The following is a 23,845-nucleotide window of genomic DNA, read 5'->3' on the forward strand; positions in this document are numbered from 1 at the left end:
GTCCCGGACAGCCCGTGACGGCCCGGTCCGCGCCGGCTCGGCGCGAACCCAGGAGCGGCCCCCGAGCCCCGGCGGGGCCGTCTTCCCCCGGTGACACCGCGAACCGTGCGCCCTACAGGCGCTCCGCGCGTCGGCGGAGCAGGGTCCGCTCCCGCTCGTTGCGGGTGAGCGAGGCCGCCCGCTCGAACTCGGCGCGGGCCTCCGCCGGGCGGCCGAGCCGCTCCAGCAGGTCTCCCCGTACGCTCGGCAGCAAGTGGTAGGCGCGCAGGGCCGGTTCCAGCCCCAGCGCGTCGACCAGCGGGAGCGCGGCCTCCGGGCCCTGGGCCATCGAGACGGCGACCGCCCGGTTGAGCTCCACCACCGGGGACGGGACCAGCGTGACGAGCCGCCCGTACAGGGCGGCGATCGTCGGCCAGTCGGTGTCCTCGTAGCGGACGGCCGCCGCGTGGCAGCCGGCGATGGCGGCCTGTACCGAGTAGGGGCCGCTGCCGGCGTGCCGCATGGCCTCGATGCCCCGGTGGATGAGCAGGCGGTTCCACCGCGCCCGGTTCTGGTCGGCGAGCAGGACCGGTTCCCCGTCCGGTCCGGTGCGGGCGGCCATCCGCGAGGCCTGGAACTCCAGCAGCGCGGCGAGGCCGTGCACCTCGGGTTCCTCGGGCATCAGGCCCGCCAGGACGCGGGCCAGCCGCAGCGCGTCCTCGCACAGGGCGGGGCGGACCAGGTCCTCGCCCGCGGTGGCCGAGTAACCCTCGTTGAAGACGAGGTAGATGACCTCGAGGACCGACTCGAGCCGTGCCTCGCGGTCGGCCCCGTACGGGACTTCGAAGGGCACTCCCGCCGTGGCCAGGGTCCGCTTCGCCCGGACGATGCGCTGGGCGACGGTGGACTCGGACGCGAGGAAGGCGCGGGCGATCTCCTGGGTCGTCAGGCCGCCCACCAGGCGCAGGGTGAGCGCGATCCGGGCTTCGGTCGCCAGGACCGGGTGGCAGGCGGTGAAGATCAGCCGCAGCAGGTCGTCGTCGATGTCTTCCGGGTCCGCGAGCTCGGCCGGTTCGGCGGGCGGCGGTACGTCCTCCAGGGCCCGGCCGACCTCCGCGAGTTTGCGCGCGTACGTCTCCTTGCGGCGGACCAGGTCGATCGCGCGGTGTTTGGCGGTGGCCGTGAGCCAGGCGCCCGGCCGGTCGGGGACCCCCGACTCGGGCCACTGCTCCAGCGCGGCGACGAGGGCGTCCTGCGCGAGTTCCTCGGCGATGCCGACGTCCCGGACGATACGGGCGACACCGGCGATGATCCGCGCCGACTCGATCCTGAACACCGCTTCGACCGCCTGGGCCGCACTCACTGCCGTCACGGCCACCCATCAGAGCAGCCGTGACGGGGCAGGGCAAACGCGGCGCGGCCCGGATCACATCTCCTGGATCTCCCGGACCTCGGCGCTGACGTTCCACTCCGCCGGGTGGATCTCCAGGAACCGCCTGGTCCACTCGATGGCCTCGGCCTTGTCCTTGCACTGGGTCAGGGAGTAGCCGCCGACGACCTCCTTGGTTTCCGTGAAGGGGCCGTCGGTGTAGCTGATCTTCCCGCCGGACCAGCTGAGCCGGGTCCCTTCGGAGGTGGGCAGGAGCCCGGCGGTGTCCAGCATGACGCCGGCCTTGGTGATCTCCTCCAGCAGGGCGCCCATGCGCTGCTCGAACTCCGGCGGGAAGAAGGTGTCGGGGGTCAGGTCCTGCTCGTTGATGCGGATCATCGTCAGGAAGCGCGGCATGGTGACTCCTCGGTCGGGAGGGCGGGGGCTTTCCCTGCCTCTCACCCCTGCGTCGAACGGGAGGCGCCCGGATCGACAGCTCTGCGGAGAATTCTTCAAAGAATCTTCGGGAGCGGCCACCGGGGCCCGGTCACTCGGCCGTTCAGCCGCTCAGTGGAGCCAGAAGAAGACGGTGTCCTCGGTCCGGCCCGCCTTCTTCGTCGACTCCCACTCCTCGGCCTCGACCCGCAGGGGCTCCAGCAGCACCTGCGCCGTCTCGCGGACCTCCGGGTCGAGCTTGTCGAGGACCGCCTCGTACGCCTCGACCACCTCGGCGGCGCGTGAAGCGGGAAAGGTGCCCATCCACGGGACGGCGTCACCCGGATGCGGGAGTCGCAGCGGCGGGCCGCCGAAGAGGAGCGCCGCGGGCGCGAGGTCGGCGGGGACCCCGTTGCGGGTCATCTCCTCGTCGACGGTGTGGAACCAGGACGGCCGCCGCCAGTAGCCGAGGTCGTAGGTGTCGGAGAAGTTCACCGCCACCAGTGCCTGGAAGGCATAGGTGTAGCCGGGCTCCATGTCCGCGCTGGGGCTGCCGTCCAGCAGTTCCTCCAGCGCCTGCGCGACCGGCACGCCGAGCGTGATGCCCTCGTCCGCGAGGCGGGCGTCCTGCTGCGTGCACCGCTCCCGGGCGATGCCGATGCGGCGCTCCTGATCGGGTGTCCGCTCCACCGCCGTCAGCAGCCGGATCACGGCCCGCATGTCGCCGGTGCTCATCTCCAGGTTCCCCATGGCCCCATTCCTCCGTACGTCGACGTTCCATGATCGCCGACTCCAACGGCAGGTGGTGACCGGCCCGCGCGGTCAGCGGCTGTCCCCCACCCAGTCCCAGCGGCCGGGGTCCGCCGCCCGGCGCCGGTAGTGGGCGCGGCCGCCGGCCCCGTAGCGCCCTATCTCCGTGGGCAGGCGGGCCTCTTCGGCGAGCTGGCGGGCGCTCCAGCCGGTGGTGTCGAGGAGGAGCCCGTCCAGGGGGCCGCCCACGAGTTCGCCGTAGACGTGCCCGGGGCGCGGGCCGGGGTCGGGGTCTTCGTGGTCGGCGCCGTAGACCCGGCGCCGGAGCATCCTGTCGTCCATGCGGTCAAGCTTCACAGGCACCACTGACAATCGGCCGCCGCGCGCAGCGGCGATGATGGTGGCCGCCCCCCTGCTCAGGGGGGCCCGGGAGCGAGGAGCGGCAGGCATGGCACGTCGGGTACACCAGCCACTGGAGGACCAGGAGTTCGACTTCATCCTCTCCATGGCGCAGGGGCCGGTTCTCGCCTACTTCTGCGGGAGCTGGCCGAAGGCCGTCGAGGCGTGCCGGGCGATGGACGCGGTCGTCGCCGAGCTGGCCGACGCGTACGCGACGCGGCTCACCGCCGTCCGTACGGACATGACCCGCTGCCCGGGGACGACCAGGCGCTTCGGCGTCACCGCCGCCCCGACCGCCGTGCTCGTCAAGGACGGCGAAGCGGTCGCGAGCCAGGCCGGGCCCCTGACCGCCGACGAGTTGCGGGTCTTCCTGGACGCCCATCTCTGAGGTCCGGGCCGCCGACTGGGCCCTGTGGGCGAACTCGGGTGATCTGGCCGAAAGTGGCATAGGTGGGATAGGTGCCTCAGGCATGTAATGGAGTCCGGCACAACGGAACCATCGCTCGCGAGGTGCTCATGTCCTTCACGTCAGAGACCGTTGCCTTCCCCCAGGACCGAACCTGCCCCTACCACCCGCCGACCGCCTACGAGCCGCTGCGGAAGAGCCGGCCGCTCTCCCGCGTCACCCTCTTCGACGGCCGCTCCGCATGGGTGGTCACCGGGCTCGCCGAGGCCCGCGCCCTGCTCGCCGACGGACGGCTCTCCACCGACCGCCGCAACGCGGCCTTCCCCACACCCACCAGGCGGTTCAAAGGCCTCCAGAGCCGACGCGCCGCGCTGCTCGGGTTCGACGACCCCGAGCACAACACGCAGCGCCGGATGCTGATCCCGGCCTTCACCCTGAAGCGCACCGCTGCCTTGCGGCCGCGCATCCAGCAGACCGTGGACCGGCTGATCGACGAGATGGCCGCCGCGGGCCCGCGGGCGGAACTGGTGTCCGCCTTCGCCCTGCCGGTGCCGTCGATGGTGATCTGCGCCCTGCTCGGAGTCCCGTACGAGGACCACGAGTTCTTCGAGGGCGAGTCGCGGCGGCTGCTGCGCGGCCCGGAGGCCGCCGATGTGGAGGACGCCCGGCGCCGGCTCGACGCGTACCTCGCCGACCTGATCGGGCGCAAGCGCCGGGAGCCCGGGGACGGCCTGCTCGACGAGCTGATCGCGGAGCGCCTGGAGACCGGCGAGATCGGCGTCGCGGAGCTGGTCGACCTCGCCGCGATCCTGCTCATCGCGGGGCACGAGACCACCGCCAACATGATCTCGCTCGGCACCTTCACCCTGCTGCGCCACCCCGGGCAGCTGGCCGAGCTGCGGGCGGACCCCACGCTGATCTCGTCGGCCGTGGAGGAACTGATGCGGTTCCTGTCGATCGCGGACGGGATGCTGCGGGTGGCGACCGAGGACATCGAGATCGGCGGGGTCACGGTCCGCGCGGACGACGGGGTGGTCTTCTCCACCTCCGTCATCAACCGCGACGACTCCGCCTTCGAGGATCCGGACGCGCTGGACTGGCACCGCCCCACCCGGCACCACCTGGCCTTCGGCTTCGGCATCCACCAGTGCCTCGGGCAGAACCTGGCCCGCGCGGAGATGGAGATCGCGCTGGGGACCTTGTTCGAGCGGCTGCCCGGGCTGCGGCTGGCGGCAGAGCCGGACGGGATCCCCTTCAAGCCAGGCGACACCATCCAGGGCATGGTCGAACTGCCCGTGGCGTGGTGAGGGCGGTGTCCACCGCACGCCTGCGCATCGACATCGACACGGGCGTCTGCATCGGCGCGGGCCAGTGCGCGCTGACCGCCCCCGGGGTGTTCACGCAGGACGACGACGGCTTCGGCCAACTGCTCCCGGGGCGCGCGGACGGCGCCGGGAGCCCGCTGGTCCGGGAAGCCGCCCGGGCCTGCCCCGTCTCGGCGATCTCCGTACGGGAGGACTGAGCACGGGGCGTGGACGAGGGCGTCGACGGGGACCATATTTCCTGTACAGTTGTCCAGGAAATATGGTCCCCGGGATTCCCCGGGCTCCGGATCAGTCCCGAGAAGTGGAGGCGGCCCGTGCACACGGTCGCTCAGATATTGATCGGCCTCGTGGCCGCCCTGCACGTGTACATCCTGGTGCTGGAGATGTTCCTGTGGCAGCGGCCGCCGGGGCGCGCGCTGTCCGGATTCGACGCGGACACCGCCCGTCGCACCGCCCCGCTCGCCGCCAACCAGGGCCTGTACAACGGGTTCCTCGCCGCGGGCCTGGTGTGGGCCCTGGTCATCGACTCGCTGGCCACGCAGGTCTTCTTCCTGGTGTGCGTGATCGTCGCAGGGGTGTACGGGGCCGCGACCGCCAACCGGCGGATCCTCGTCGCCCAGGCCCTGCCCGGCGCACTGGCCCTCGGCGCGGCACTGCTGGCCGCGTGAGCCCGCCGGACCCCCGCGCCCCGGACCCGCGTACGGCCAGGACGAAGGCACGGCTGCGCGAGAGCCTGCTCGCGGAATGCGCCGGCAGCCCGCTCGCCGAGGTCAGCGTCTCGGCGGTGGTCCGCCGGGCGAAGGTCGGCCGCGCCACGTTCTACCTGCACTACGAGGACCTCACCGCGCTCGCCGTGGACGCCTGCGCCGATGTGGTGCACGCCGCGGTCGACGCCCTGCACGCCTGGCAGACCGGCCCGGGGGCGCTGCCCCCCGCTCGCCCCCCGGCCGCACTGGCCGGCTTCCTGACGGGGGCGGCCGAGCGCGCGCCGCTCTACCGCACCCTGCTCCTGCCGGGCGGCGGGGGCCCGCTCGGCGACCGCCTCCACCGGGAACTGCGCGAGCGGGCCCGCGCCGAGCGGGCGGCCGCGGGCGCCCCGCACCCGGATCTCGTCGCCTCGGCGGTCGCCGCCGCCTTCACCGGCGTCCTCGCGGACTGGCTCCACGACACCGTCCCGGCCGGGCCGGCCGACCTGGCGGAGCATCTGTGGCGGCTCCTGCTGGCCCTGCACCGGGCCGTATAGCTGCGCGGAGATGCCGGACGGCATGCAAAGGCCCCGCCGGACGGACCGGCGGGGCTCACCTCACGGGCCGGACCCGTGAAGCGGTACTACGAGAGGGGGACCACCCGCTCGGCCTGAGGGCCCTTGGGGCCCTGGGTGACGTTGTACTCGACCTTCTGGTTCTCTTCCAGCGACTTGAAGCCGGTGGTCTCGATGGCGGAGAAGTGCACGAACACGTCCGGGCCGCCGTCGTCCTGCTGAATGAAGCCGAACCCCTTCTCCGAGTTGAACCACTTCACGGTGCCTGTTGCCATCTGGCTGATCCTTCTCAACGTTCCACTGCGGGCCGCACACGCGGCCGTCTCCGATCCTGCCCAACCCTCCCGCACTGCACACGCTGGACGCGGCCAACCGTGGCGTGCCGCGGATTCGAACTTCTGGCCGCCCCATCCGTGAAACGGGGGAAAGGGCACCTGCCAGGTGCCTGCGAGGTGTCTTCGAGGTGTCTTCGAGGTGTCTTCGAGAGGGGCGGGACATGGGCGGTTTCGCGACATTCCGGGTACCGGACCGAGTGACCGGGACGGCGGCGGACGAGGCGCTCGGCCGGGCGATGACGGCCGCCTGGCGGCGCGACGGGATCTTCCAGGTCGCCGCCGACCCCGGACAGCGGGCGCGGACGCGGGAGGCGATGGCGGCGAGCCGCCGGTTCTTCGCACGGCCCCTGGCGCAGAAGGCGGCGTGCGTCAACGACACGTCGTACAGCGGGTACATCGCCTCGGGCGAGGAGGTCACGGCCGGCGAGCGGGACGCGTCGGAGATCTTCACCATCACCCCGGACCTGGCGGCCGGGGCCGGGCTGCCCTGCCACGGGCCCGTGCCCTGGCCGGACCCCGGCTACCGCGCGGCCATGGAGGCCTACCTCGCGGGGGTGGGCGGTCTCGGGGAGCGGCTGCTGCGCCTGGTGGCGCTCGGGCTCGGGCTCGGCTCGCGCCCCGACCCGGGGCCGGGAGGGCCGACCCCGGAAGCCGACCGCATCGACCGGCTGGCCGCGCTGACCCGCGGCGGCTGGCACCACATGCGCGTGCTGCGCTTCCCGGCGGCCTCCCGGACGGCGGAGCGCGGGATCGGCGCGCACACCGACTACGGACTCCTCGTGATCGCCGCCCAGGACGAGGTGGGCGGACTGTTCGTGCGCCCGCCGGTCCGCGGGGAGCGCCGGCCGCGGAACTGGCTGCCCGGCGAGAGCACGGCGGGCTTCGCCCAGGACTCCCCCGGCTGGACGTACGTGGCCCCGGTGCCCGGGGTGCTCACCGTGTTCCCCGGCGACATCCTGCAGTTCCTGACGGGCGGCACCCTGCTCTCGACCCCGCACAAGGTGCGGCTCGCGGACCGGGAGCGCTACACGCTGGCGTACTTCCACGAGCCGCGCTTCGGCGCCCGGATCCGCCCGTTGCAGCCGGATCCGGACGACGACACCGTGATCCACTACGGGGAGCACTTCACCCGCATGTTCATGCGCTGCTATCCGCAGCGGGCAACGACACGGCGGATCGAGGCCGAGGGGCTGCTGCGGCGGCTCGGCGCGGTCCGCTGACCCGGCAGCCCAGGCAGTCGGCGTGCCCCGCGTGGGCGGCGGTGTCGCGGGTGCGCCAGTCCCAGTGGGCCTCGGGGCGGGGGCCGCTGGGCTTGCCCCACCCGGCGAGGTGCAGCAGCCAGGTGACGATCCCGGCCGCGGCGACGACGCCGAGGCCGATCCATATCCCGGGCGTCCAGGCCGCGCACACGGCGAGGCCCGCTCCGGTGAAGCCGATCAGGGCCAGACCGGTACCGGTCCAGCCGGCCACCGTGTGGCCGAGGTCGACGTGGCCGTGGGCGCTCATGCATTCTCCCAGGTCGTGCGGTCGGCAGTAGGCTCGGAGAAAGGTTCATTTATCTCACGAGCTAAGTAACTTAGAGACTAAGGAGTATGTCCGTGGAGGGCAAGCCCCGCCCCCCGGCCACGGCCGCGGAGGCCATGTCGCGCATGGACCAGTACGTCGCCCTGGGCATCGTCGGCCAGCAGGAGGTGGCGCAGCGGCTGGGCCTCAACGTCACGGACCTGACCTGTTTGGGCCACATCCTGGGCGCCGGGGACACCCCACTGGCCGCCGGCGACCTCGCCGAGCTGGTGGATCTCACCACCGGCGCCGTCACCGGGGTCCTCAACCGCCTCGAGCGGGCCGGGTACGCGCGCCGGCAGCCCGACCCCGCCGACCGGCGGCGCGTACGGGTCGTGGCCGAGCCCGCTGCCGCCGCCCGAGTCGTCGCGGTCTACCAGCCCTTCTACGACCGGCTCGGCGCCCTGTTCGCCGATTACACCCCCGACGAGATCGCCGTGATCGCCGATTGGTTCGAGCGCGCCGCGGTCGAGGTCCGCGCCCACTGCGCGCAGGTGCGGTCGGGGGAACCGGGCACCGGGGAGGCGTAGCCTCCGCTGGTACCATGGGCGGTTGACCATCTTCTTCCGTCTTGCATTCTCTGTCTCGAAAGGTCCTGCATGAGGAACCCGTCAGCTCATGGCCGATTCGGTGTGAAGCCCGGTGCCAAGTCCGGCGGCAAGTCCGCCGCCAAGGCACCCCGCAGCACCGGGCCGCAGGGTGAGTTCACGATGCACGAGCCGAAGGTGCCGGCGCTGCCGCCGGTCACCTCGTTCTCCGAGCTGGAGCTGCCCGCCGAGCTGATGACCACCATGGCCCGGCTGGAGGTGAAGGAGCCCTTCCCCATCCAGGCCGCGACGCTCCCGAACGCGCTGGCCGGCCGGGACGTCCTGGGCCGCGGGCGCACGGGCTCCGGCAAGACCCTCGCCTTCGGCCTGGCGCTGCTGGCGCGCACGGCGGGACAGCAGGCGGACCCGAAGCGCCCGCTGGCGCTGGTCCTCGTACCGACGCGCGAACTGGCGCAGCAGGTGACCGAGGCGCTGACCCCGTACGCCGAGGCCCTCAAGCTGCGGATGGCCACGGTGGTCGGCGGGCTGTCCATCGGCCGGCAGGTGAGCGCGCTGCGCACCGGCGCCGAGGTCGTGGTGGCCACCCCCGGGCGGCTGAGCGACCTGGTCGGACGGCGTGACGTCCACCTGGAGCGCGTGAAGATCACCGTGCTCGACGAGGCCGACCAGATGTGCGACATGGGCTTCATGCCGCAGGTCACCGAGATCCTCGACCAGGTGCACCACGCGGGGCAGCGGATGCTGTTCTCGGCGACCTTGGACCGCAATGTGGACCAGCTGGTGCGCAGGTACCTGAAGGACCCGGTCTCGCACTCCGTCGACCCGCAGGCGGGCGCGGTGACCACGATGGACCACCACGTGCTGCACATCCACGCGGCCGACAAGATCTCGGCGGCCACCGAGATCGCGGCCCGCGACAACCGCGTGCTGATGTTCCTCGACACCAAGCACGGGGTCGACCAGTTCGTGAAGCACCTGCGGGCCATGGGCGTGCGGGCGGAGGGGCTGCACAGCGGCAAGTCGCAGCCGCAGCGCACCCGGACCCTGGCGCAGTTCAAGACCGGCGCCGTGACCGTCCTGGTCGCGACCAACGTCGCGGCGCGCGGCATCCACATCGACGACCTCGACCTCGTGGTCAACGTCGACCCGCCCGCCGACCACAAGGACTACCTGCACCGGGGCGGCCGTACCGCCCGGGCCGGCGAGTCCGGCCGGGTCGTCACCCTGGTCGCCCCGAACCAGCGCCGGGACATGGTCCGGCTGATGGCGGACGCCCGGATCCGGCCGACCACCACGCAGGTGCGGTCCGGCGAGGCGGCCCTGAGCCGGATCACCGGAGCGAAGGCTCCGTCCGGGGTGCCGCTGTCCGGATCCGCGCCGACGGACGCCAAGGGCCGGCCCTCGGGCTCGGAGCTGGGCTTCCGCGGGATCGGCACCCGGCCGGGCCGGCCGGGCCGGGGCAAGGAGTCCCGCAAGACGATGGAGGCCCGGCAGGCCGCCGAGGCCCGCCGCGCGGCCCGGGTGCGCAAGGGCCTCTGACCCGTCAGGCCAGGGTGCGGCGGCGCAGGCGTCCGGCGGCGGCGTTGCGGACCCGGCGGGTGCGGGCGGAGGCGGCGAGCAGGCTCAGGGCCTCGTACGAGGTCAGGGTCTGGGCGGCCGTGCGCTGGCACCAGTCGGAGGCCGCGGTGAGCTCCGCCGCGGCCCAGGGTTCGCCCTGGGTGATGGCCTTGAGCAGGGTCCATTCGCGCAGCCGCCGCTCGGGGAAGGCACGTCCGGCGAGCGCCGCTGTCATCGCCCGGGCCCAGCCGGGGAACCCCTCGTCGTCCAGCAGCCGCGCCGCCCGGCGGTTCACGTGGGTGACCACCGCGCTCTCGGCCATCACCGGATCGGGGTCGCGCAGCACGGCGGCCACGGCCTCCGCCTCGGCGGACTCCCCCCGCGCCACGGCCAGCGACTCCAGGTGGCGTTCGTAACGCCAGTGCTCGGGCGCCGTGGCACCCTCGCGGACCTGCTGGATCTTCTTTCCTCTCCCCATGACGTCCATTCCACACGACCCCCGTGAGCGGCCGGCGGCCAGGGTGCGGTCACGGGGTCAGCGGCGCGCGGGGGCCAGCAGCAGGGCCTCCGCGCCGACCGGCCGGAAGCCGGCGGCCTGGAAGGCGCGGACGCTGCGGGCGTTGCCGGTGGCCTGCTGGGACCAGACCGGCTGCCCGTCGGGGACGAGGTGGCGGGCGGCGCGGGCCAGGTCCCGGCCCAGGCCGCGGTGGCGGACGTCCTCGTCGACCTCGACCGCCGTCTCCCAGCGGCCCGCGACACCGCGGCCGAGGACGAGGACTCCCCCGTCGGCCTTCCAGACCCGTACGTCGTCCCGGCGGCCCAGGGCGCGCCGTACCCGGGGGTGGTCGGGGTCGTCGATCTCGACGAGTTCCAGCGGGGGTTCGCCGGGCAGCGGGCCGGCGACGGTGAGCAGGTCGATGGTGTCGGTGGTGCGCCCCGTACGGTCCAGCAGGGCGGCCAGGAAGCGCGCGTTCATGGTGGCGGCGAGGTCGTCGCACTGCACGGCGGCAAGGGTGGAGCGCACCCAGTGCGGGTCCTCGTCGGTGAACACCACGGAATGGGCGGTGAAGGCGATGACGCCCGCGTCGCGCCGGTTGTGCTGGGGCACCACGGTCGTCCCGCCGTCGGGCGGCGGGAAGCGCCCGTGCGCGGCGTCGTCCAGGATCTCGGCCAGCGTGCGGCCGGCGCGGAGGTCTTCAAGTGCCATGGCGGTGCTCCTGATTCATGTTCGGTACACATGGTCTCAGGCGCGGGGCACGCGTGTTCGGGCGGGCCGGTGGGAGCCGGTGCGGCAAGGGGCGCGGACCGGCTCTCCGGGGCGGTGGTCAGGTGCCGTGGTGTGGTGGCGGTGGTCAGGTGGCGGTGGTCAGGTGGCGTCGGTCTCGCGGGGCTCCTCCTCCGGCTCGGGCAGCGGGGCGCCGGTCTCCAGGAGGGTCTTGAGGCTGGAGGCGAGCATCGGCCAGGCCCGCCCGCACATGCCGATCAGGGTGCCGCCGGGCTCGAAGCCCTCGTGCAGGATCGTCAGCCGGGCGAGGGTGTCGCCGACCGGCTCGATCTCGTACGTCACCTTCGTGCGCCGCTCCGCAGCCAGTTGGGCCCGCAGTTCCTCGTCGATCCCGGCCGAGGCCGCCCACTGCGGGCTGAAGGTGTGCCAGGTGTAGGAAAGCAGGCGGTCCGGGACGCAGTCCAGGACCACCTGCTCGGGGTCGCTGGTGCGGGCCCCGCGCTCGACCCAGTCCATCGGCGAGCCCACCGCCCAGTCGGTCTCGAAGCTCAGGCCCCAGTACCGGCGGGTGAAGGCGGGCTCGGTGAGGGCCTGCCAGACCCGGTCGGGATCGGCCTGGATGTACAGGGTGTAGGTGATCGCACTGTCGCTCATGGCCCCATGCTGCGGGACCGCGGACGCCGGACGCCGGATTTCCCGATCATGGCGGCGGCCGCGGCCGGGCGGGCCCGGCTACCAGCGGGTCGCCGATTCGGGGAGTTCGGTGGGCGGGGTGCGGGTCGGGGCGGGGAGGGAGAGGCGGGTGCGGGCGGCGTGGACCGCCGCGAGTTCACGGGCGCCGGCCGGGCCCCAGTCGCTCAGTTCGCGGACCTGCTCGGGGGTGGCCAGCAGACGGGCGTACGCCGGGTCCGCGGCCGGGGGGAGGCCGGTGAGCCGGGCCGCGGTGCGGGCGTGGGCGCCCTGGTCTGCGCCGTCGCGGCCGTCGCTGCCGCGGCCGTCGCCGTACCGGTAGCCGAGCGGGAAGGCGCCGGCCGTGGGTGCGGCCGTCGGCGGCGGGAGGTGGGCCGCGCCGGTGGCGCGGGCGATCAGGAGCAGCACCCGCCCGTCGGGGGCGAACAGCCAGCCCCGGTGGTCCCGTACGGGCAGCTGCGCGGGGACCGGGCCCGCGTGCCACGCCCCGTGCTGCGCGGTCCGGCGGGTGCGCAGGACGCCGAGCCGGTCGAGGGCGGTGGGCACGGTGGGACGGCCGTCCTCCAGCAGGGCCGTGCCGGAGCCGTTGATGCGGGCCCGCAGCGCGGACAGGGCGCGGCGGGCGTCGCCCGCGTCCATGAGGGCGGGCAGGTCGGCCGGCTCGGCGAAGTGGATGCCGGTGACCTCCTGGGCGGGGAGGCGGACGGACTTGATCCGGTCCGGCGTCCAGGTGCCGCCGTCGTAGACGTGCAGGATCTCGCCGGGGAACCGCATGGCGGCCGGGATGCCGGGGGTGTCGGCCGGGATCCAGTCCACGGCGAGACCGCGCGGGTAGCGGCCGTCGACGCCCAGCTCCTCGCGCACTTCGCGGGCCGCCGCTGCGGACGGCGATTCGCCCGCGTCCACGGCCCCGCCGGGCAGGAGGCGGTCGGACCGGTAGTCGACGCTCTGTACGAGGACCCGGCCGTCCGTGTCGGTGACGAGGACCACGGCTCCGGTCCACAGCGCGGCGCGCGAGGCGCCGTACGCCTCCGGGGTCATCCAGGTCCCGGCCGCCGCCTCGTCGCGGTCCGGCGCGGACCCGTCGGAGACGACCCCGTCGGGCGCGGCCTCGTCGGTCAGCTGCGGCATCGGAACTCCGTTCACCGTGGGTGGACCCGCCGACTGTGCAACAGCGGCCGCGGCCTCCGGGTTACGGCGTCACGGCAGCTCCGGCCCCTCGGCGGAACCGCCTCCGCTTTGCCGCCGCTATACCTCCTTATTACCTGGTTATGCGCTCCTTGCTACGTTCCCGGGGCGGACTGGCGGCGTGAAAACCGCCGGTCCGACCACGTCACCGGACCGGACCGAGGAGACCCCTTCATGCGACGCGCCACCCGGACGGACACCCGTACGGACACCGGCACCCGGTGGAACGTGCCAGGATCCGTCGGCGTTGCGGGCGGCCCCGCGGTCCTCGGCTTCGGCGGGCCGTACGTCGCGGGGCTGCTCCTGGCCGGCGAGGAGATCGCCCCGGGCACGGCGGTCCGCGGGGTCGGCATCGGCGGGATGAGCCGGGCCGAGGCCGGCCGGACACTGGACCGGGAGCTCGGCCCGGCCGCCGCGGCCCCCGTCGGGCTGCGGATCGGCGAGCGCACGGAACAGGCCGGCCCCGCAGCGCTCGGCCTCTCCCTGGAGACGATGAAGACCCGGTACACGCCGTGCGACAGCGTGACGTGCACCGCGTGAGCGGCCCGGGGAAGGCCGGTTCCGTCCGGCTGGCCGGAGTCGACGCCGTCCGCGGCCTCGCCGTCCTCGGCATGTTCGCCGTACACGTCGGCCCCAGCCCCCGGCCCGAAGGCGCCGGCTACGTGATCGTCGCGGCCGACGGACGCGCCCCGGCGCTCTTCACCCTCCTCGCCGGTTTCTCCCTGGTCCTCGCCCAGCGCGGGCTCGACCCGGCGGCGCGGCCCGCCGGTTGGGCCGGGCGCTACCGTCCGCTGCTGATCCGCTGCGCCGTCCTGGCCGTGCTCGGCGTGTTCCTGGCCTCGATGTGGCCCGGGATCCTGGTCATCCTGGCCTTCTTCGCCGTCTACTTCCTCGCGGCCGAACCCTTGAGCCGGCTCTCCACCCCGGTGCTCACGGCCGTCGCGGGCATCTCGGTGGTGGCGGGCCCGCTGCTGTCCTTCCTGCTGGGGCCGGTGTTCGGGTACGAGGCCGCCGGCCGGGGCCGGGTTCCCGAGGCCGCAGACCTCACCAGCTGGGCCGGGCTGGGGACGGCGCTCTGCGAGCTGCTGCTCACCGGCGCGTATCCGCTGGCCACCTACCTCCCGTACGTCCTGGTCGGGATGGCGCTGGCCCGCCTGTGCGACGTGCGGGAACGGACGACGGCACTGCGCATGGCGGTATGGGGCACGGCCGCGGCCGCGGCGGGCTACGGCTGCGCCTGGCTCGCCACCCATGTGTTCGGCGCCCGGGAGCGGCTCCTGGCGGCGATCGCCGTCCACCACCCGGAGGCCCTGTCCGCCGCCGACCCGGTGCGCGAGGTGCTGCGCGGACAGTACGGCGCCGTGCCCAGCACCTCCTGGGACTGGCTCCTCGTGGCCGACCCGTACAGCCAGACGCCGCCCGAGACCCTCGGCAACGCGGGCGTGGGCTGCGCCCTCATCGGCCTGTGCGCCCTCGCCGCCCGGCACCGGCTGGGCGCCCGCCTGCTGCGGCCGTTCACGGTGCTGGGCGCCATGGCACTGAGCGCGTACGTGGTCCACGCCCTGGTCCTGGCCGGGCCGGCCCACGGCGCCGCGTCCTGGTCCGCCTGGCTCGCCTTCAGCGCCGCCGCCCTCACCCTGACCTGGGCCTGGCAACGCGCCTACGCCGACAGCCCCCTCCGCCGAGGCCCCCTGGAACACGCCCTCCGCCTGGCGACCCGGCCCCGCGGCCGGGGACCTGGACTGCCCCCGCCGCACTCCACCCCGTGACCGCGCGCGGGTCGGCAAGATCCCCGGGGGCCTGGACACCGCGCGCTCTGCCGGCGACCCGTGGAGCCAGGCCGCCCGGGCCGCCGCTGAAACGCACCCGTACGGGTGACGGGGGCGGCTTCGGCCGGGGCGGTGCGGCAGGGTGGGCGGATGCAACTGCGCCGTGCCCTGACCCTGCTCCTCGCCTCGCTCACCATGGCCACCGGATGCGTGACGGTACGTCCTGCCGCTCAGCCGGACACTCCGCCTCCGCGCCCTGCGGCGGTCCACCCGGAACCGCGCCAACCGGCCCCGGCCGCCTGGCCGTTAGGCCACCTCCCGGCCACCCCGGAGCCCGCACCACCACCCGCCCCGGCACCGGCGGTGGCACGCCGCGAGCCCCCCGCGCGCCCACCCCGGGCCGCCAAGCCCGCACGCCCCGTACACCCCGCCCGCCCGCACCGCCCCGCCGCACCCGCCAAGCCCCGCAAGCGCCCTGCGGCACAGCCCGCGGCCAGACCCGCCGCACCGCAGCGCACGCTCGACATGGCCCAGCTGTGCGAGGCGGCCCGCGGCACGGTGTCCCCCTCCATCGTGGCCCTGTGCCACTAGGCCGTCTCCCGCGGAACCTGCGCCGCCCGGCACCGCACCTCGCCGCACTGCCGGAGCACCCAAGTACGTCCGGTACGCGGGAGCCCCGGCAGCGCGCCGAGGCACGGCACCGGACGACGCGGGCTTAACCGGGGGCACCTCCCAGCGGTAGCTGGGGGAGCAAGATCCGAAAGAGACGACCTAGGCCCGGCCCGGTTATTCGATGGAGGAGGCCGCGCCGGATACCTAGAGTGACGGGCACCACGTCGTCGAGCAGGAGCGGATCATGCGCACGCACTACCCCCGTACGCCCCATCTGCCCTGGTCGCCCGGCGCGGCCGCGGACGATGTGCGGGTGGGCGGGCCGGGGGCGTTCGCGGGGCTGGCCGGGCGGGAGGTCGTGGTGACCGAGAAGCTCGACGGGGAGAACACCACCCTGTACGCGGACGGCCTGCACGCGCGGTCGCTCGACTCCGCGCACCACCCCTCCCGGGCATGGGTCAAGGGCCTCCAGGGCCGGATCGCCGCGCGCATCCCGGACGGCCGGCGGGTGTGCGGGGAGAACCTGTACGCCCGGCATTCGCTCGCGTACGAGGACCTCGACAGCTGGTTCTACGGATTCTCGGTGTGGGACGGGGAGCGCTGCCTGGACTGGGACGGGACCGTGCGGTTCCTGCGGGGGCTCGGCGTGCCCACGCCGCGCGTGCTGTGGCGGGGCACCTTCGACGAGCGTGCGCTGCGCAGGCTGAAGCTCGACACCACGCGGCAAGAGGGTTACGTCGTGAGGACGGTCGACGGCTTCGGGTACGCGGACTTCGGGCGGCGCGTGGCCAAGTGGGTGCGCGGCGGGCACGTGCAGACGGGTACGCACTGGATGTTCGCCCCGGTGGTGCCCAACGGCCTCGGTCCGGCGGCCCCGTTGTGGGCGGTCCGGTCGGGGGCCGGGGCCGCTGCGGCGGAGCTGCTGGCCGCGGCCGGAGTGGCGGGTGCGTCCTGGGCCGGCGGGACCGACGAGGCCGCCGAAGCCGTCGTACGCGCCGACGCCACCGCCCGGATCGACGAGTTAGGGCGGACCGGCGAGGACCGGCTGGCCGGAGTCCTGGCCGCCGTACTGCACCGTGCGCCGCGGGCCCGGATCGCGGCGCGGCTCGCGGCGGGTCCGCTCGGGATGGGGCTCGCGCGCCGGGTGTCGGACCTGGTCGGGCTGTACCCGTATCTCCAGCGGCCGTTCCCCGACGCGGAGCGGCGGGCCGGGCTGGTGCGGATGGCCGCCGCGGCCGATCCGGGAGTGCTGCACGCACTCGCCGCCGCGACGGCCGGGGACGCCCAGGCCCGCGAATCCGTGGAGTGGTCCGCACTGTGCGCCGAGGAGGCGGGGCTGCTCGGCCCGGACCCGCTCGGCGCCCTGCGCACGGAGCTGCGGGAGCCGCTGGCCTCGCTCGGACCGGACGCGGGCGACCGCTGCTGGGCCGAGGCGCGGCGGGCCTTCGCGCAGGGCCGGATCGCCACGGCGGAGGAGGCGGTGGCGGCGACCTGGCGATGGCGCGAGGGAACGTTTCCTCGACTGGTGCAGCTGTGCGGTCCCTCCGGCAGCGGCAAGAGCACCTTCGGCCGCGCCCTGCCCGGCGTGGACGCGTACATCGGTCTCGACGACCTGCGTACCGCCCGGGGCTCCCGCGCGGACCAGCGGGCGAACGCGGAGGTGCTGAGCGAGGGCCTCGACCGGCTCGAGGCCGCTCTGGCCCGCGGGGGCACGGTCGTGTGGGACGCCACCTCGCTCACCGACCGGCAGCGCGGACTGGCCGGCTCGGTCGCCCGCCGCCACGACGCGCTGGTCACCCATGCCGTCGCGCTGGTCGACGAGGAGGAGCTGAGGCGGCGCAACGGCGTGCGCCCGCATCCGGTGCCGACGCACGTGCTGGAGTCGCAGCTGCACCGGTTCAGCCCGCCGTATCCCGGTCAGGCGCACCGGACGTGGTACATCGGCGCGGGCGGGACCGTCGAGGACACGGCCGGCACCCTGGCCGCGCCGCAGGGCGGGGAGCTGTGATGCGCACCAGTGAGCAGCTCTACCACCAAGTCCGCTGGGACCCGCGGTTCGATCCCGCCCGGTTCGTCCTCGGGCTGCTCCAGCGGGGAGCCGCCCCGAAGCGCGTACCGCTGCCGTCGTTCGTGCCCGGCGGCGACATCCCCTGGCACCGTGTGCTGTTCGTCGAGGCGGACGGCGAGCTGGTGTGGGACCGGGCCACGGGGGTGGACCGGATCGACGCCACCGCCGCCGGGCGGGTGCGCGACCCGCGCCTGCTGCGGGCGCCGTTCTTCACCGCCCGGACCCCGCACGCCTGGGATCCGGCGGACGGCGGCGCCTGGCGGCCGGTGCAGGCTCCTGCCCCGGGCGGCAGCGGGGCCGGGGCCCCCGGCGCGGTGCGGCTGCTGACCTGGAACACCCTCTGGGACCGGTACGACGGCCCGCGGATCGCCACCGCGCGGCGCAGGCCGCTGCTGCTGGCCGACCTGGAGGCCGCCGACGCCGATGTCATCGCGCTTCAGGAGGCCGAACCGGAGCTGCTCCGGATGCTGCTGGCCGCGGACTGGGTACGGGCCGGGTACACGCTCGGCACGGATCCGGGCGGCCGGGACGTCGCCGAGTGCGGACTGCTGGTGCTGAGCCGGCTGCCGGTGCGGGAGGCGGGGCTGCACGCGTTCGGCCCGCACAAGGCGGTCACCGCCGTGACGGTGGACACCGCGGCCGGCCCCCTCGTCGTCGCCGCCACCCACCTGACCAGCGATCACACTGACAACGGGGACGTGCACCGCCAGGCCGAACTGGCCCGGCTGGCCGAGGGGTTGAGCACGGTGGAAGCATCCGTGGCGCTGCTCGGCGATTTCAACGACAGCGGCTCGGGGGCCGAGGGACCGGCCGCCGCGCTGGGCATGCGGGACGCGTGGAGCGACGTACACGGGGCGGCGGACGCGACGCCCACCTTCGATCCGGTGGCCAATCCGCTGGCCGCCGTGGGCTCGCTGTCGGGACGGGCGGGGCGGCTGGACCGGATCCTGCTGCGGGCGGCCGGGCCGGCGCGGGTGACCCGGGCGGCGCTGCGCGGCGCCGTACCCGGCCCGGACGGGCTGTTCATCTCGGACCACTACGGAGTGGAGGCCACGGTGGAGTTCGGGGCCGCCGGGCCCGCGGCGCGGCTCGACGCGAGGGCGACGGCGCGCACGGCGGTGGCCTGGCTGCCGCCCCGCCTTCCGGAGGCGGCGCACGCGGTGCGGCGGGAGCACGACCCGCAGGCCGGCCGCTGGCCCGCGCACGTCAACCTGCTCTTCGGCTTCGTACCCGAGTCCTCGTTCGAGGAGGCCGTGCCGCTGCTGGCCGAAGTGGCGGCGCGGACACCGGCGTTCACCGCGCGGCTGGAAGGGGTGCACAGTTTCGGGCACCGGGAGGACGCGACCCTCTGGCTGGATCCGGCGGCGGCCGGTGAGGCGCCGTGGCAGGAGCTGCGGCAGGCACTGCTACGGCGGTTCCCGGGCTGCCGGGAGCGGGCCGAGGGCTACACCCCGCACCTGGCGCTGGGGCAAAGCAGTGATCCGCAGCGGGCGGTCGCCGAGTTCGCCGCGCGCCTTGGCGCCGGAGTGCCGGCGCGGGTCGGGGAGCTGGCGGTGCTGTCGCGGCGCGGGGACGGGCCGATGCGGACGCGGGCGGTCGTGGAGCTGAGGACGGGCCGGGTCCGGTGGCTGCCGGAGCCCGCGTGCCCGCATCCGGACGGAGCCGAACCGCACGCGGCCGAACCGCATGCCGTCGATCCCCACGGCCCGGCCGCCTCGGTCACCGCCCGGATCGCGGAGGCACTGGGCGACGGGACGGTGTGGGAGGCGGGATCCCGCCGCATGGGCTGCGCCCTGCCGGGAGCGGACCTGGACCTGGTGGCGGCCGTGCCGGGCCGCGCGGACATCGCGGAGGTACGGGAGCGGGTCGCGGCGGCGCTGCCGGAGGCGGTGCGGATGCGCGAGGTGACGGGCGCACGGGTGCCGGGGCTGCGGCTGAGCGCGGCCGGACTGGACGTGGACCTGGCGGTCGTGCCCACCGGCGCGCTGGACCCCGCGCGGGCGGTGGCGCGCCGGGCGGAACTGGGCGAGCGGGCCGCGGTCGCGCTGAGCGCGGTGAGCGACGCCGATGCGGTACGGGGCTTCGCGGGGGCCGACCATGCCGCCTTCGCCCGGCTGGCGCGGCAGGTCAAGGCGTGGGCCCGGGCCCGGGGGCTGGACTCGGCGCCGTTCGGCGGGCTGCCGGGGCTGGCCTGGGCGGTACTGGCGGCGCGCACGGTCCGCACGGCCCCCGGCCTGTCCCCGGACGCCCTGCTGCTGGAGTTCTTCGGGACCTGGGCGGCCTGGGACTGGCGCGACCCGGTGGGCCTCGGCTCCCCTCCGCCGCCCGCACCGCCCGGGCCGGACCCGGTGACCGTCCTCACCCCCTCCCAGCCGGTCCGCAGCTGCACGGTCCAGGTGGGCCCCGGGCTGCGCGACCTGCTCGGGCGGGAGCTGTACCGGGCCTGGGAACTGCTGGACTCGGATCCCGCGGCCTTCGACGCGGTGGCGGCCGCCCCGCCGCTGCACCGGCGGCACGCCGCCTGGGCGGTGGTGACCGTACGGACGTCCGCGGAGCGGGAGTTCGACGCGGCCCTGGGGCGGATGCGCGGCCGGGTGCGGGCGCTGCTGGGCGCGCTGGACGAGGCGGGCTGCGCCGACGCGCACGCCTGGCCGAGGCCGTTCTCGACGGGCCCCGGCCTCGCCCGGTACGCGATCGGGCTGGGCGCGGCCCCGCCGGACGCGGCGCGCCTGGCCGCCGTCACGGCGCCGTGGTCGCGCGGCCTCGCGGGTGTGGAGGTCTCCTGGGCGGCCTGCGGTGAGGTGCCGGATCTGCACCGGGCCGTCGACGAGTAACGAACACATGGCAGCAACCCGCCTCCCCGAGGGGACACTTCCCGAATTCGGACCGGGCTCCGCCCCGCTGTGCAGCGGACGGCGGGTGGAGCGGTCAGACCCTCACGCCCTCTCAGTAGAGCCGCACGGGCTTTTTTTCGTCAATGCTTTTCACAAGGATTGAAGAAACTCCGAGTTCAGGGGCCTGATGCCCCATTGACGTGCCGTCTGGTCTTCAGTTCATGAACGCAGAAACCCTTGACGGCCCTCTCGGCGGGCAGTTCACTCACGCTTCGATCCCCCCGGATCCATGACGTCAGGAGCACCCCGCATGCCCCTCCTCTCCGAACGCCCGCCGCGGATCACGGCCGCGGCGCTCGCCGCCGCTCTGGTCGCGGCCCTCCTCGTCCTGCTGCCGGGCGCCGCCGCGCGGGCGGCGCCCGTCCTGCTCTCGCAGGGCAAGCCCGCCACCGCCTCCAGCGTGGAGGGCGCCGGGACACCGGCCGGCGCGGCCGTCGACGGCGACAACGGCACCCGCTGGTCGAGCCAGTTCGCCGACCCCCAGTGGATCCAGGTCGACCTCGGCGCCCCGGCCCGACTGAGCCAGGTCGTGCTGCGCTGGGAGGCCGCGGCCGCCAAGGCCTACCGGATCGAACTGTCCACGGACGGCACCACCTGGTCCACCGCCCACTCGACCACCACGGGCACCGGCGGCACGGTCACCCACGACATCACCGGCACCGCCCGCCACGTCCGCGTGTACGGGACCCAGCGCACCACCGGATACGGGTATTCGCTCTGGGAGTTCCAGGTCTACGGCACCACCGGCACCGACCCGGTCATCCCCGGCGGCGGTGACCTCGGTCCGAACGTGATCGTCTTCGACCCGTCCACCCCTAACATCCAGTCCACGCTGGACGAGGTCTTCCGCCGCCAGGAGTCGGCGCAGTTCGGCTCCGGCCGCTACCAGTTCCTGTTCAAGCCGGGCACGTACAACGGCCTCAACGCCCAGATCGGCTTCTACACCTCGGTCTCCGGGCTCGGCCTCAGCCCCGACGACACCACCATCAACGGTGACATCACCGTCGACGCCGGCTGGTTCGGCGGCAACGCCACCCAGAACTTCTGGCGTTCGGCCGAGAACCTGGCGCTGAACCCGGTGAGCGGTACCAACCGCTGGGCGGTCTCCCAGGCGGCGCCCTTCCGCCGGATGCACGTCAAGGGCGGCCTGAACCTGGCGCCCAACGGCTACGGCTGGGCCTCCGGCGGCTACATCGCCGACTCCAAGGTCGACGGCCAGGTCGGCAACTACTCGCAGCAGCAGTGGTACACCCGTGACAGCTCGATCGGCGGCTGGTCCAACGCGGTGTGGAACCAGGTGTTCTCCGGGACCCAGGGCGCGCCGGCGCAGTCGTTCCCGAACCCGCCCTACACCACCCTGGACACCACGCCCGTCTCCCGGGAGAAGCCCTTCCTGTACCTGGACGGCAGCGACTACAAGGTGTTCGTCCCGGCCAAGCGCACGAACGCCCGCGGCACCTCGTGGGGCAACGGGGCGCCGCAGGGCAGTTCGATCCCGCTCAGCCGGTTCTACGTGGCCAAGCCGGGCGCGAGCGCGGCGACGATCAACGCGGCACTGGCGCAGGGCCTGCACCTGCTGTTCACCCCCGGCGTCTACCACGTGAACCAGACCATCCAGGTCAACCGCCCGGACACCGTCGTGCTGGGCCTGGGCCTCGCCACGATCGTCCCGGACAACGGGGTGACCGCGATGAAGGTCGCCGACGTGGACGGCGTACGGCTCGCCGGATTCCTGATCGACGCGGGCACCGTCAACTCGCCCAGCCTGCTGGAGGTCGGCCCGGCCGGCGCCTCGGCGGACCACGCGGCGAACCCGACCACCGTGCAGGACGTGTTCATCCGCGTCGGCGGCGCGGGCGCGGGCAAGGCCACGCTCGGCATGGTGGTCAACAACCACGACACGATCGTCGACCACACCTGGATCTGGCGGGCCGACCACGGCGACGGGGTGGGCTGGGAGACCAACCGCTCCGACTACGGGTTCCGGGTGAACGGCGACGACGTCCTGGCCACCGGGCTGTTCGTCGAGCACTTCAACAAGTACGACGTGGAGTGGAACGGGGAGCGCGGGCGCACGATCTTCTTCCAGAACGAGAAGGCGTACGACGCCCCCAACCAGGCCGCCATCCAGAACGGCCCGGTCAAGGGCTACGCGGCCTACAAGGTGGCCGACTCCGTCGGCACCCACGAGGGCTGGGGGTTGGGCAGCTACTGCTACTACAACGTGGATCCGACGATCCGTCAGGACCACGGGTTCCAGGCGCCGGTGAAGCCAGGGGTGAGGTTCCACGGCCTCCTCGTCGTCTCGCTGGGCGGCAACGGCCAGTACGAGCACGTCATCAACGACATCGGCGCCCCCACGTCGGGCACCTCGACCGTCCCCTCCACCGTGGTCTCGTTCCCCTGAACCACCCTGACCCCCGGCTGCGCGGGGCGGCCCGGCGGCCGTCCCGCGTCGTTTGGGCCGAGGCCGCGTACGTACGGGTCGTGCCCGGTCCCGGCGCTCAGACCTCGATGACGATCTTGCCCGCCGTGTGTCCGCCCTGGCTGAGCTCGAAGGCCGCCGCCAGCTCGGCCAGCGGGAAGGTCCGCGCGACGGGCACGGTGAGCTGCCCGGCCTCGGCGAGCCGGCTCAGCTCGGCCAGGTCGCTGCCGACCGGGCGCACCCACATCCACTCGCCGCCCGAGCCGGTCACGGTGGGGTCGGCGATGGAGGCGTGCCGGCCGTCGTCGTGCAGCACCCGGCGGGTGACGTCGAGGACACCGCCGACGAAGTCGGCGATGACGGTCGCGCCGTCGGGGACGAGGTCGAGGACCCGCTCGGCGAGCCCGTCCCCGTACTCGACGGGCTCGGCGCCGAGTTCGCGCACGCGGTCGTGGTTGCGCGGGGAGGCGGTGCCGATGACCCGGGCCCCCAGGGCGCGGGCGATCTGCACGCCGAAGGAGCCGACGCCGCCCGCGGCTCCGTGGATGAGGACGGTGTCGCCCTTGCCGGTGCCGAGCCGGTTCAGCACCTGGTAGGCGGTGAGTCCGGCGAGCGGGAGGGCGGCCGCCTCGGCCCACCCGAGCGAGGCCGGCTTGCGCGCGAGGGCCCGTACGGGCACGGTGACGAACTCGGCGCAGGTCCCGCCGTGCACGTAGTCCTTGCGGGCGTAGGCCATGACCTGGTCGCCCTCGGCGAACTCTGGGGCGTCGATCCCGACCCGCTCGACGGTGCCGGAGACGTCCCAGCAGGGCACCACGGGATAGACGACGTCCATCAGTGCATCGAGCCCGCCGCCCATGATCTTCCAGTCCACCGGGTTGACCGAGGCGTACTTCACCCGGACGAGGATTTCGCCCGGGCCGAACTTCGGTACCGGGAGCCGGGTCTCCCGCAGCACCTCCGTTCCACCGTACGTCTCGTACGCCATCCCTCGCATGGTGTTGTCCTGCGGCATGTACCCGACCTCTCCGTGAGCTGCTGGACCCG

The 23,845-nt window shown here is 74.3% G+C and carries 25 protein-coding genes; 14 read left to right on the forward strand and 11 right to left on the reverse strand.

Annotated features, from left to right (window positions below; genetic code table 11):
* Window positions 1-112: 112 nt before the first annotated feature.
* The 4 genes from ACIPUC_RS09250 to ACIPUC_RS09265 form a co-directional block, all read right to left on the reverse strand.
* Window positions 113-1,342 carry an RNA polymerase sigma factor gene (locus tag ACIPUC_RS09250; RefSeq protein ID WP_446588898.1) on the reverse strand — a complete coding sequence of 410 codons (1,230 nt, stop codon included), beginning with the start codon at window positions 1,340-1,342 and terminating at the stop codon, window positions 113-115.
* A gap of 63 nt (window positions 1,343-1,405) precedes the next feature.
* Window positions 1,406-1,765 carry a YciI family protein gene (locus ACIPUC_RS09255; RefSeq protein ID WP_446587973.1) on the reverse strand — a complete coding sequence of 120 codons (360 nt, stop codon included), beginning with the start codon at window positions 1,763-1,765 and terminating at the stop codon, window positions 1,406-1,408.
* Between the two features lie 150 nt (window positions 1,766-1,915).
* Window positions 1,916-2,533 carry a DUF7691 family protein gene (locus tag ACIPUC_RS09260; RefSeq protein WP_446587975.1) on the reverse strand — a complete coding sequence of 206 codons (618 nt, stop codon included), beginning with the start codon at window positions 2,531-2,533 and terminating at the stop codon, window positions 1,916-1,918.
* A gap of 72 nt (window positions 2,534-2,605) precedes the next feature.
* Window positions 2,606-2,875 carry a hypothetical protein gene (locus ACIPUC_RS09265; RefSeq protein WP_446587977.1) on the reverse strand — a complete coding sequence of 90 codons (270 nt, stop codon included), beginning with the start codon at window positions 2,873-2,875 and terminating at the stop codon, window positions 2,606-2,608.
* Window positions 2,876-2,981: 106 nt separating this feature from the next.
* On the opposite strand from ACIPUC_RS09265, the gene ACIPUC_RS09270 reads away from it, so the two are divergent.
* The 5 genes from ACIPUC_RS09270 (at window position 2,982) to ACIPUC_RS09290 (ending at window position 5,906) form a co-directional block, all read left to right on the forward strand.
* On the forward strand, window positions 2,982-3,320 hold the full coding sequence (locus ACIPUC_RS09270) for a thioredoxin family protein (protein WP_446587979.1): 339 nt from the start codon (window positions 2,982-2,984) through the stop codon (window positions 3,318-3,320).
* 128 nt (window positions 3,321-3,448) lie between these two features.
* Window positions 3,449-4,645 carry a cytochrome P450 gene (locus ACIPUC_RS09275; RefSeq protein ID WP_446587981.1) on the forward strand — a complete coding sequence of 399 codons (1,197 nt, stop codon included), beginning with the start codon at window positions 3,449-3,451 and terminating at the stop codon, window positions 4,643-4,645.
* A gap of 20 nt (window positions 4,646-4,665) precedes the next feature.
* Window positions 4,666-4,860 (forward strand): ferredoxin, encoded by a 195-nt coding sequence (locus tag ACIPUC_RS09280; protein WP_446588900.1) that lies wholly within the window; start codon window positions 4,666-4,668, stop codon window positions 4,858-4,860.
* 117 nt (window positions 4,861-4,977) lie between these two features.
* Complete coding sequence (locus ACIPUC_RS09285; RefSeq protein ID WP_446587983.1) at window positions 4,978-5,331, forward strand: DUF1304 domain-containing protein; 354 nt, start codon at window positions 4,978-4,980, stop codon at window positions 5,329-5,331.
* A complete protein-coding gene (locus ACIPUC_RS09290; RefSeq protein ID WP_446587985.1) occupies window positions 5,328-5,906 on the forward strand; it encodes a TetR/AcrR family transcriptional regulator in 579 nt (192 codons plus the stop codon). The genes ACIPUC_RS09285 and ACIPUC_RS09290 overlap by 4 nt, the downstream gene beginning before the upstream one ends.
* An 86-nt stretch (window positions 5,907-5,992) precedes the next feature.
* Here ACIPUC_RS09290 and ACIPUC_RS09295 read toward each other — a convergent pair whose 3' ends face one another.
* Window positions 5,993-6,199 carry a cold-shock protein gene (locus ACIPUC_RS09295; RefSeq protein WP_446587987.1) on the reverse strand — a complete coding sequence of 69 codons (207 nt, stop codon included), beginning with the start codon at window positions 6,197-6,199 and terminating at the stop codon, window positions 5,993-5,995.
* A gap of 221 nt (window positions 6,200-6,420) precedes the next feature.
* On the opposite strand from ACIPUC_RS09295, the gene ACIPUC_RS09300 reads away from it, so the two are divergent.
* Window positions 6,421-7,479: a 2-oxoglutarate and iron-dependent oxygenase domain-containing protein gene (locus ACIPUC_RS09300; protein ID WP_446587989.1), complete on the forward strand. Its 1,059-nt coding sequence runs from the start codon at window positions 6,421-6,423 to the stop codon at window positions 7,477-7,479.
* Here ACIPUC_RS09300 and ACIPUC_RS09305 read toward each other — a convergent pair.
* Complete coding sequence (locus tag ACIPUC_RS09305) at window positions 7,397-7,765, reverse strand: HGxxPAAW family protein (RefSeq protein WP_446587991.1); 369 nt, start codon at window positions 7,763-7,765, stop codon at window positions 7,397-7,399. The genes ACIPUC_RS09300 and ACIPUC_RS09305 overlap by 83 nt on opposite strands.
* Before the next feature lie 92 nt (window positions 7,766-7,857).
* Here ACIPUC_RS09305 and ACIPUC_RS09310 point away from each other — a divergent pair, with 92 nt between their 5' ends.
* Both ACIPUC_RS09310 and ACIPUC_RS09315 read left to right on the forward strand, forming a co-directional pair.
* Window positions 7,858-8,352: a MarR family winged helix-turn-helix transcriptional regulator gene (locus ACIPUC_RS09310; protein ID WP_446587993.1), complete on the forward strand. Its 495-nt coding sequence runs from the start codon at window positions 7,858-7,860 to the stop codon at window positions 8,350-8,352.
* Window positions 8,353-8,421: 69 nt separating this feature from the next.
* A complete protein-coding gene (locus ACIPUC_RS09315) occupies window positions 8,422-9,909 on the forward strand; it encodes a DEAD/DEAH box helicase (protein ID WP_446587995.1) in 1,488 nt (495 codons plus the stop codon).
* Between the two features lie 4 nt (window positions 9,910-9,913).
* On the opposite strand, the gene ACIPUC_RS09320 is transcribed toward ACIPUC_RS09315, so the two are convergent.
* From ACIPUC_RS09320 to ACIPUC_RS09335, 4 genes are all read right to left on the reverse strand, one after another.
* Window positions 9,914-10,405: a hypothetical protein gene (locus ACIPUC_RS09320; protein ID WP_446587997.1), complete on the reverse strand. Its 492-nt coding sequence runs from the start codon at window positions 10,403-10,405 to the stop codon at window positions 9,914-9,916.
* 57 nt (window positions 10,406-10,462) lie between these two features.
* Window positions 10,463-11,134 (reverse strand): GNAT family N-acetyltransferase, encoded by a 672-nt coding sequence (locus ACIPUC_RS09325; RefSeq protein ID WP_446587999.1) that lies wholly within the window; start codon window positions 11,132-11,134, stop codon window positions 10,463-10,465.
* A gap of 159 nt (window positions 11,135-11,293) precedes the next feature.
* Window positions 11,294-11,806 (reverse strand): SRPBCC family protein, encoded by a 513-nt coding sequence (locus ACIPUC_RS09330; protein WP_446588001.1) that lies wholly within the window; start codon window positions 11,804-11,806, stop codon window positions 11,294-11,296.
* Between the two features lie 78 nt (window positions 11,807-11,884).
* Window positions 11,885-12,973: an NUDIX domain-containing protein gene (locus tag ACIPUC_RS09335; protein WP_446588003.1), complete on the reverse strand. Its 1,089-nt coding sequence runs from the start codon at window positions 12,971-12,973 to the stop codon at window positions 11,885-11,887.
* 231 nt (window positions 12,974-13,204) lie between these two features.
* Here ACIPUC_RS09335 and ACIPUC_RS09340 point away from each other — a divergent pair, with 231 nt between their 5' ends.
* The 6 genes from ACIPUC_RS09340 (at window position 13,205) to ACIPUC_RS09365 (ending at window position 22,780) form a co-directional block, all read left to right on the forward strand.
* On the forward strand, window positions 13,205-13,570 hold the full coding sequence (locus ACIPUC_RS09340) for a hypothetical protein (RefSeq protein ID WP_446588005.1): 366 nt from the start codon (window positions 13,205-13,207) through the stop codon (window positions 13,568-13,570).
* Window positions 13,567-14,799, forward strand: a complete 1,233-nt coding sequence (locus tag ACIPUC_RS09345) for a DUF418 domain-containing protein (RefSeq protein WP_446588006.1) — start codon at window positions 13,567-13,569, stop codon at window positions 14,797-14,799. Before ACIPUC_RS09340 ends, ACIPUC_RS09345 begins: the two co-directional genes overlap by 4 nt.
* A gap of 150 nt (window positions 14,800-14,949) precedes the next feature.
* Window positions 14,950-15,390 (forward strand): hypothetical protein, encoded by a 441-nt coding sequence (locus ACIPUC_RS09350; RefSeq protein WP_446588008.1) that lies wholly within the window; start codon window positions 14,950-14,952, stop codon window positions 15,388-15,390.
* A gap of 265 nt (window positions 15,391-15,655) precedes the next feature.
* The gene (locus ACIPUC_RS09355; RefSeq protein ID WP_446588010.1) at window positions 15,656-17,419 is read left to right on the forward strand and encodes an RNA ligase family protein; all 1,764 of its coding nucleotides are present in this window, start codon (window positions 15,656-15,658) and stop codon (window positions 17,417-17,419) included.
* Window positions 17,419-20,313, forward strand: a complete 2,895-nt coding sequence (locus ACIPUC_RS09360) for a poly(A) polymerase (protein WP_446588012.1) — start codon at window positions 17,419-17,421, stop codon at window positions 20,311-20,313. The genes ACIPUC_RS09355 and ACIPUC_RS09360 overlap by 1 nt, the downstream gene beginning before the upstream one ends.
* 310 nt (window positions 20,314-20,623) lie before the next feature.
* Window positions 20,624-22,780 (forward strand): discoidin domain-containing protein, encoded by a 2,157-nt coding sequence (locus tag ACIPUC_RS09365; RefSeq protein ID WP_446588013.1) that lies wholly within the window; start codon window positions 20,624-20,626, stop codon window positions 22,778-22,780.
* Between the two features lie 97 nt (window positions 22,781-22,877).
* On the opposite strand, the gene ACIPUC_RS09370 is transcribed toward ACIPUC_RS09365, so the two are convergent.
* Window positions 22,878-23,795 carry an NADP-dependent oxidoreductase gene (locus ACIPUC_RS09370; RefSeq protein ID WP_446588902.1) on the reverse strand — a complete coding sequence of 306 codons (918 nt, stop codon included), beginning with the start codon at window positions 23,793-23,795 and terminating at the stop codon, window positions 22,878-22,880.
* Window positions 23,796-23,845 lie beyond the last annotated feature (50 nt).

Source organism: Streptomyces sp. LARHCF249 (assembly GCF_052871255.1).